The sequence below is a fragment of the Candidatus Dadabacteria bacterium genome, from assembly GCA_026706695.1.
GTDB lineage: Bacteria > Desulfobacterota_D > UBA1144 > Nemesobacterales > Nemesobacteraceae > Nemesobacter.
This window is the reverse complement of record JAPOYE010000015.1, coordinates 8,149-15,717: the sequence shown is the minus strand read 5'-3', so window position 1 is coordinate 15,717 and position 7,569 is coordinate 8,149. Positions and strand designations below refer to the sequence as shown.

Annotated in this window: 7 protein-coding genes, 2 tRNA genes and 1 pseudogene; 6 read left to right on the top strand and 4 right to left on the bottom strand. The window is 52.8% G+C overall.

Annotated elements, in window-relative coordinates; translation table 11 throughout:
* From OXG10_01165 to mgtE, 6 genes and pseudogenes are all read left to right on the top strand, one after another.
* The coding region (locus OXG10_01165; protein ID MCY3825981.1) for a malate synthase at positions 1 to 999 on the top strand (999 nt) is incomplete at its 5' end.
* A 44-nt stretch (positions 1,000 to 1,043) separates the two neighbouring features.
* Positions 1,044 to 3,317 (top strand): isocitrate lyase ICL2, encoded by a 2,274-nt coding sequence (aceA, locus tag OXG10_01160; protein MCY3825980.1) that lies wholly within the window; start codon positions 1,044 to 1,046, stop codon positions 3,315 to 3,317.
* A 66-nt stretch (positions 3,318 to 3,383) separates the two neighbouring features.
* Positions 3,384 to 3,557: pseudogene (locus OXG10_01155) on the top strand (transporter).
* 254 nt (positions 3,558 to 3,811) lie between these two features.
* Positions 3,812 to 4,093, top strand: coding sequence for a DUF2442 domain-containing protein (locus OXG10_01150; GenBank protein ID MCY3825979.1), 282 nt, complete (start codon positions 3,812 to 3,814; stop codon positions 4,091 to 4,093).
* Positions 4,086 to 4,346 carry a DUF4160 domain-containing protein gene (locus tag OXG10_01145; GenBank protein MCY3825978.1) on the top strand — a complete coding sequence of 87 codons (261 nt, stop codon included), beginning with the start codon at positions 4,086 to 4,088 and terminating at the stop codon, positions 4,344 to 4,346. The genes OXG10_01150 and OXG10_01145 overlap by 8 nt, the downstream gene beginning before the upstream one ends.
* Before the next feature lie 250 nt (positions 4,347 to 4,596).
* Positions 4,597 to 5,970 carry a magnesium transporter gene (gene mgtE / locus OXG10_01140; GenBank protein ID MCY3825977.1) on the top strand — a complete coding sequence of 458 codons (1,374 nt, stop codon included), beginning with the start codon at positions 4,597 to 4,599 and terminating at the stop codon, positions 5,968 to 5,970.
* A gap of 30 nt (positions 5,971 to 6,000) precedes the next feature.
* On the opposite strand, the gene OXG10_01135 is transcribed toward mgtE, so the two are convergent.
* The 4 genes from OXG10_01135 to OXG10_01120 form a co-directional block, all read right to left on the bottom strand.
* Positions 6,001 to 6,075 (bottom strand) — tRNA-Arg (locus OXG10_01135).
* A gap of 36 nt (positions 6,076 to 6,111) precedes the next feature.
* Positions 6,112 to 6,187, bottom strand: a tRNA-Pro gene (locus OXG10_01130).
* A gap of 67 nt (positions 6,188 to 6,254) precedes the next feature.
* A complete protein-coding gene (locus tag OXG10_01125; protein ID MCY3825976.1) occupies positions 6,255 to 7,148 on the bottom strand; it encodes an MBL fold metallo-hydrolase in 894 nt (297 codons plus the stop codon).
* A 31-nt stretch (positions 7,149 to 7,179) separates the two neighbouring features.
* Positions 7,180 to 7,569 (bottom strand): hypothetical protein (locus OXG10_01120; protein MCY3825975.1); only part of this gene is annotated, 390 nt, incomplete at its 5' end.

Here is a 7,569-nt window from a genome sequence, read left to right as displayed (position 1 = left end):
GCAGTTTTGGGCAAGCACTTCGCCGGATTTAACACCGGCAGGTGGGATTACATAAACAGCGTCTCAGATGCCATGGCGTGGGATGAGGATTTCGTTAACCCGAACATAGAGTCGATCACCATGACCTACGGATACATGAGAAACTACGAGGACCGCGTTAGAAGGGCCGTTAATACCCCGGACGTAAACGGGAACTTCGCGCTCTGGCAGGGAGGCATGGAGCCCAACATACCCGTGGGATCGAAGGAAGGGGTCGAGAGCAGCATGGAGAAAGCCTACGCCGGGGCCGTAAGGGAGCAGCAGGAAGGAGCAAGCGGCAAATGGGTAGCCCACTGGAAGATGGTCCACATAATAAGACCCGTCTGGGAGAAGGTCGGCGAGGAGAACCAGCTCGGAAGGGAATTCCCTCCCCTTACCTACACCCAGGAGGACGCAGACGGCCTAATACTCCTTGAGCCCGCCCCGAGAACGATAAGGGGGGCGCGTAACCTGCTTAGCGTCGGACTTCAGTACGGAAACGCATTCGGCCAGGGATTCCAGGCCGCGGCGCTTAAGCCCGCCGACTTCTTCGGAAACGACGACATTCTCTACCTGATGGAGGACGCCGCTACCGGAGAGATAAGGCTCAGCATACTCTGGGAGTGGATCCACAAGGGAGCGGATCTCACCGAGGACGACCCCGAGACGGGGCTTAAGGCCGGGGACACGTTCACCGTCGAGGTCTTCGAGAGGCTTCTTGAGGAAGAGTACGCAAAGCTCCAGGCGGCAAGCGACAGGGATGTCCACGACATCTCCAAGCCCACAACCCTTCCGATAGCGAAGCAGATAGTGAGAGCCTACGTGCTTGACGACGTAAAGGTGCCGTGGTACATAGACCTGCTCAACATAAACCTAAACAACCACGACCACGAGGTGGCCTCGCAGAGAATCGAACTCTACATGACGGAGTTCGCGGGCAATGACACGAGAATCACCGAGAATCTCGATTTCGTAATCTAGGTTCCCGAAGAAACAACCATTTTTATTTTCAGGAGAGTATATCGATGAGCCAGTTAGAAGCTGAGATAAGGAAGACGAAAAGGTATTTCTCAAGCGCGCGCTTCAGGGGAATAACCCGTCTTTACTCGCCCCGCCAGGTGGTGGAGCAGAGAGGAACCATAAGAAGGGACTACTCGATCGCGAAAAACGCCGCGGGGGCGTTCTACAAGAGACTCCGCGAGCTTTTCGCCGAGCGAAAACAGATAACGTCCTTCGGCCCCTATTCGCCCGGCCAGGCGGTCATGATGAAAAGAAAGGGGATAGAGGGCATATATCTCGGCGGATGGGCCACGTCGGCAAAGGGATCGATCGGCGAGGACCAGGGAGCGGACCTCGCGAGCTACCCGCTTAGCCAGGTGCCGGACGAGGCGGCCCCCATAGTAAGGGCACTTCTCGCCGCGGACAAGAACCAGAGATACAACCGGGCCAGGATGACCGAGAAGGAAAGGGAACAGACGCCCGAGATCGATTACAGCCCATTCATAATCGCCGACGCGGACACTGGGCACGGCGGAGACGCCCACGTTAGAAACCTTATCAGAAGGTTTGTCGAGGCAGGAGTTACAGGCTATCACATAGAAGACCAGAAGCCCGGAACCAAGAAATGCGGTCATCAGGGCGGAAAGGTTCTCGTTCCTTCTGACGAGCAGATAAAGAGGCTTAACGCTGCCCGGTTCCAGCTCGATATCATGGAAGTGCCGGGGATAATAGTTTCAAGGACTGACGCCGAAGCCGCCACCCTTCTTGACGGAAACGGGGACGAGCGCGACCAGCCGTTTATTCTGGGAGCAACCAAGCTCAATATACCCAGTTACAAAAACGCCTACCTGACGATCCTTAAAAGAATCCACGAAAAAGGAGTAAAGGAGATAAACGGCCACAAGCTCTACAAGATAAGCAAAGAGGTCTACGCGGAAACGAACAAGTGGCTTGAGCAAACCGGCATAGCGTCGTTTATTGACGAGAATATAGAAGCAATGAAGGGGGATACCCAGGAACTTGAAACCGCTTTGGATTCCGTAGTCACCAAGTTCGTCGAGATATGGGAAGAGGAGTCCGGCCTCAGCACCTTCGGCGAAACAATAGAGACGCTAATGGAGTTTAACATGGAGCAGGGCATTGAATTCGATATGACCATCGAGCAGTGGAGAGAGTTTGCCAAAACCGCCTCCACCAAAGACGCCATGGAGAAGGCCGATTCCCTGGGAATCGACTACATATGGGACCCCGAGATTTCAAGAACGCCCGAGGGATATTCCCAGGTAAAAGGCGGAATCGAATACGCAATCGCAAAGTCGCTTGCCGTGGCACCCTTCGCCGACCTGCTCTGGATGGAAACCAAGACGGCAGACCTTGAGGACGCAAGGCAGTTCGCAGACGCCATCCACGAGGTCTTTCCGGACAAGATGCTTGCCTACAACCTCTCTCCTTCCTTTAACTGGGATACGACGGGAATGACCGACGAGGAAATGAAGAAATTCCCCGAGGAGATAGGAAAGCTCGGCTTCGTGTTCGATTTCATAACCTACGGAGGCCACCAGATCGACGGCATGGCCGCCGAAGAGTTCGCAACCGCGCTTATGGAAGACGGCATGCTCGCCCTGGCGCGCGTGCAGAGAAGGCTGAGGCTCATAGATTCGCCTTACAAGACTCCGCAGACCCATGTCGGGGGACCCCGAATGGACGGAGCACTCGTCGCAAGTTCCGGAAGAACCGCAACCACGAAAGCCATGGGCAAGGGTTCGACCCAGTTCCAGCACCTGGTTCAGACGGAGGTTTCGATCAAGCTTCTCGAAGAGTGGCTCGAGGCTTGGACGAGGCACTACAAGATTAAGGACAGCTTCACCGTTGAACTCAAGCCTCACACCGTGGGAACTTTCGTGCTTGAGCTGAACATCATAAACGGCAAGGGCGACAAGGTAGGAGATGTCATATTCGAGATACTGCAGGACAGAAAGGGAGAGAAGATACTGACGGTGAGGGACGAGAACAATTTTGATCCCGCACTTCGCCAGAAACGTCTTGCTACCCTGCTTCACCTGTTCCTGATTCACCGTTACAGAACCGATTTCGTGCATTACGTAAGCCCCACGGAAGACAACCTCATGCAGACCAAGGGGATGATGAGGCTCGGGATCTACGAATCAGTCAACACCGAAGTCGGTCACATAATAGTGACGAAGGTGAACGTCGAATACGTAAAGGAACTGCTCAGTCCCGACCGCAGGGAACTCAAGAAGCTTATCGCGAAAAAAACCGGCAGACGCAAAAAGAAGTAACGTAGTGCCGGATTGAAAAGATTCTGTTTTTGTGCGTGCCCAAGGTGAAAAGTGTTCCTTTTCGCCTTGGCCGCAACTTTTTCTCTCTTATTCCTCTGCGAGACCCCGTCTGCCGACGGAGCCTCGCTTCCCGATGATCACGCCCCCACAGGGGTTATAGGAAACCATGCTCGCAAAGCGGGTGAATGGATGCTCTCCTACCGCTACGGTTTCATGAAAATAGACGGCAACCTCGACGGCCCGCAGCTTAAAAACGATTACAGCTTCTCAATCGGATGGCAGCTTTCGATTTGATCAGCTTTGTCCGTACGAATTTGAATCACGTGCGGCAAAAGTTATAATGGTTCTCATTAACTGAAGTTCCATTTCATCCGCTTTATGCGAAGCGCTTCTTAACTGCGAGCGAGGAATTAAAGTATTCTCCCGCTCACGTTAAACGCCGTAATCAGATGATGGAAACAGAGTACAAACATCGGTAATTGGGCAAACAGAAGATGATCAGAGCAACAAAAGTAGAACCGCGAGATGGTTATCGTATCTGGCTTTCCTACTCGGACGGCACGGCTGGGGAAATTAATCTATCTCATTTGGCGGGGCATGGCGTGTTCAAAGCCTGGGATGATCGTAAATGCTTCGAGGTGGTGCGTATAACCTCGTACGGAGCAATAGCTTGGGAAAATGATATTGAACTCTGTCCGGACGCCCTCTACATGAACCTGACCGGAAAATCAGTTGCGGAGATGGCAGAGACGGACGCTTCTTTTGCAAATGCCTGAACTCTGCCGCTTCTATGGAATCATTATACGCATGTATTTTGATGACCACGCACCTCCTCACTTCCACGCGTTTTACGGCGAATATCAAGTACTGATGGATATCGAAACCTTGACAGTATTGCGCGGACACCTTCCTCCGCGCGCTCATGGGCTAGTTGTTGAATGGGCATCTCTTCGGCAAGAAGAACTGAAGGACGCTTGGAATAAAGTAAAACGGATGGAAACACCCGACAGAATCCCTTCTTTGGAATAACCGTGCAAAGCGGGACATAAGATTGCCAAGACATTAGCTCCGCAAGCATCTGTTTCGCAACGGAAAGATGGAAAACCACTTGCCGGCTCCATCTGGAGCATCGAAAAGCCGTAGCGACAAAAAGACCCGGGACATGTGTTGGGAATATATTTTTTGTAGTAATCGATATCGAAAACTGTATTCTAATCTGTTCAGAAAAGGGGCAGTATCTCAACCTGCCTCCTGAAAATACGGAACCGAGAGTAACGCAATGCCGGTTAACGTCAAGAAAACGGTAAAGAAGATAGACAGGGCTGTTAAGAAGGGGAACTGGGATGCTGTAAGAAGCATAACCCAGTCCATGCACCCCTCCGAGATAGCGTCACTCCTACAAGCTTCTCTTCAGAAAGAAAAACATCTAATACTCGAGGCCCTCGACGCGGAAGTAGCCTCCGAGGTCTATTTCCAGCTTAACCCCGAGGAACGAGTAAGCATACTGAAACCCATGAGGGAGACTTCCCTCACCGCGATGGCCGAAGAAATGGAATCGGACGACGCTGCCGACTTCCTGGGAGAACTGCCGGAAGATGTGGCGAAGAAGGTTCTCGAAGCCATGGATCCGGAAGAACGCGAGGAGGTGACGCCGCTTCTAAAGTATCCCCAAGATTCCGCGGGCGGAATCATGCAGACCGAGGTTCTTAAAAGTCCGCACAACGCCACCTCGAGAGAAACCGTTGAACTCATAAGACAGATCAAGGAAGAAGACGAAGACGACGTAGAGGACCTGCACATGGTCTACGTGGTGAACGAAACTGGGAGGCTCGTCGGAAGAGTGTTCCCGCTTAAGCTCTCGACAGCGGCGCCTGATTCTCCCCTCTGGACCATAATGGACCCGGTCGAGATCACGGCCACTCCGGAAATGGACCAGGAGGAAGTAGCCAAGATCTTCAGGAAATACGACGAAGTGTCGCTTCCCGTGGTAGACAGTGCCGGAGTGCTGCTCGGCAGGATAACCGCCGACGACATACTCGACGTCATATCCGAAGAGGCTGGAGAAGACATATACAAACTCGGCGGTATAACCGGCGAGGGGCTGCACCCTGTACACACGTCCATATACGACAACGTGAGGCTGAGAGCTCCCTGGATAATGCTGGCCCTCGCGGGAGAACTTGTCCTGGCTATTATAATAATGCAAAAATTCCAGACCACTCTTGAGAATTTCATCGTACTCGCGGCCCTGCTTCCCCTGGTCATGGCTACGGGCGGAAACGTGGGAGTTCAGACAAACACCATCACCGTCAGAACAATAGCCGCCGGTGATTTCGTTAAAAGCCAGATAAAAGACCTTCTTCTGGGAGAACTCAAGGTGGGATTGGTTCTGGGGATCATAAGCGGCATTCTGGGTTCCCTGATCGGACTTCTGCTGAATACTGCGGAGGCTGATGTTACAAGATTGTTTCTGGTAATATTCGCGGGGATCGTAGGAGCCACGCTTACAACTTCGTTCCTTGGAGTCGCGGGCCCGCTGGTTCTTAACAGGCTAAAGATGGACCCGGCGGTATCATCGGGACCGTTTCTCGTCACGTTCAACGATATATTCGGTAGCGCCTTCTACCTTTTCCTAGGCGCCGCGCTTCTCTGAAAAAGAAACTCCCCCAGCACCACCGAAATGCGCGCCCGAGAGGATTCGAACCTCTGACCTACGGATTAGAAGTCCGTTGCTCTATCCTGGCTGAGCTACGGGCGCGGAAAAAACCAAGTCACGCATCAAATCACGAAGAAATGGTCGGGGTGAGAGGGCTCGAACCTCCGACCTCAGCATCCCAAATGCTGCGCGCTCCCAGCTGCGCCACACCCCGATTCAAAAACGAGTAATTATAACGACAGGAACCGAAGAAAACAAAACCGCCGTTCCGGCGAAAAGACTCAGGAATCAGAAAGCCTGTGCCTCCTCCAGTACCTTATGAGGCCGCCGGCGTTCATGTGGTAAGGAGCCATTAGTTCGTACTTGCGGTAAACATCCTCGCTTGTACCCTCACGCTCGAATATCTCTTTGAAGTAGGCGCCGAACTCCTCGGTTATCTCCTCATCACTCTTGCCGGCTGACAATCTCTCGCCAATCCACTCAGACCACTCTTCGAGTTTTTCGGCGGCGGCGTCAAGCATGGGACCCACATCCGTGTACCCGCCGAAATGAGTAAGATAAATAATGTCGGGGGATATTTCCCTCATCTTCTCAATAGAAGCGTTCCACTTCTCAAGGTGTATTTCGGGAGGAGGGGTTGCGGGAACCATGGGCCCGCCCGCCATCAGGCACCCCGCAGTATCCCCGGTAAAGAGTGCGTTCTCAATCAGGTAGCAGTGATGATGCCCGGCATGTCCGGCTGTCTCAACAACCCTTACTTCTACGCCCCCTATGTTGATGACCTGGCCGTCCTCAATGGCAACCACGCTGCTTTGATCCATTCCCCTCACCTCGCCCCAGAGCTCATCCATCTTGTCCCCGTATATCCTTGTGGCGGACCTCATGAGCTTCTCAGGGTCAACAAGATGCGGAGCCCCCACCGGGTGAACGTATATGGTGGATCCCGCCTCGGCGAAATGCCAGGCGGCACCCGAGTGGTCAAGATGAATGTGGGTTACGAACACGTGCTTTACGTCAGAGGGCGCGTAGCCGAGGTCCGAAAGACCGCTTTTAAGATTCTCAAATGCTGTATCGGGACCTGTTTCTATAAGCATCGGTCCTTCGCCGGTCTCGATAAGGTAAGACGCTACCGTCTCTTTCATAAAGAAATTAATGTCAATTATCTTCAGGTCCATTTAGTTATATCCTCCTGCATTTGTTCCATTCTTAGAATCCGAAACGTAAACCCGCATGAAAAGTAGTATTATCGATTGACAATGAGTCTATCAGGTCGCTGCTCCTGGCGATCCCCAGTTTCAGCCTCGCGCTCTCGCCCAAGTTAACAAAACCCGCCACAGCCAACGCGGTATTACCTACACACGAATCTCCGTCTTTTACCGGATAAGAGGTTCCGTTTGTATAGTGACTGAGTCCCATACCCAGCTTCACCCCCGCTACCTTGAACCCCGCTCCTCCGGTAAACACGCTGATATTGTCAAGCTCAGAGTACTTTTCATCAAACGGGGTATGCGACGCCGTTACGTCAAACGTGACCTTCTGGTGAACGAGTTCCGGCACCGCGTGAATCGCGAGATTGTTGTTTTCAACCGTGCTGCA

Coding starts and splice junctions, on each gene's coding strand:
- OXG10_01145 (MCY3825978.1), top strand. CDS start 4,086: ATGCCTGAACTCTGCCGCTTCTATGGAATCATTATACGCATGTATTTT.
- OXG10_01125 (MCY3825976.1), bottom strand. CDS start 7,148: ATGGACCTGAAGATAATTGACATTAATTTCTTTATGAAAGAGACGGTA.
- aceA (MCY3825980.1), top strand. CDS start 1,044: ATGAGCCAGTTAGAAGCTGAGATAAGGAAGACGAAAAGGTATTTCTCA.
- OXG10_01150 (MCY3825979.1), top strand. CDS start 3,812: ATGATCAGAGCAACAAAAGTAGAACCGCGAGATGGTTATCGTATCTGG.
- mgtE (MCY3825977.1), top strand. CDS start 4,597: ATGCCGGTTAACGTCAAGAAAACGGTAAAGAAGATAGACAGGGCTGTT.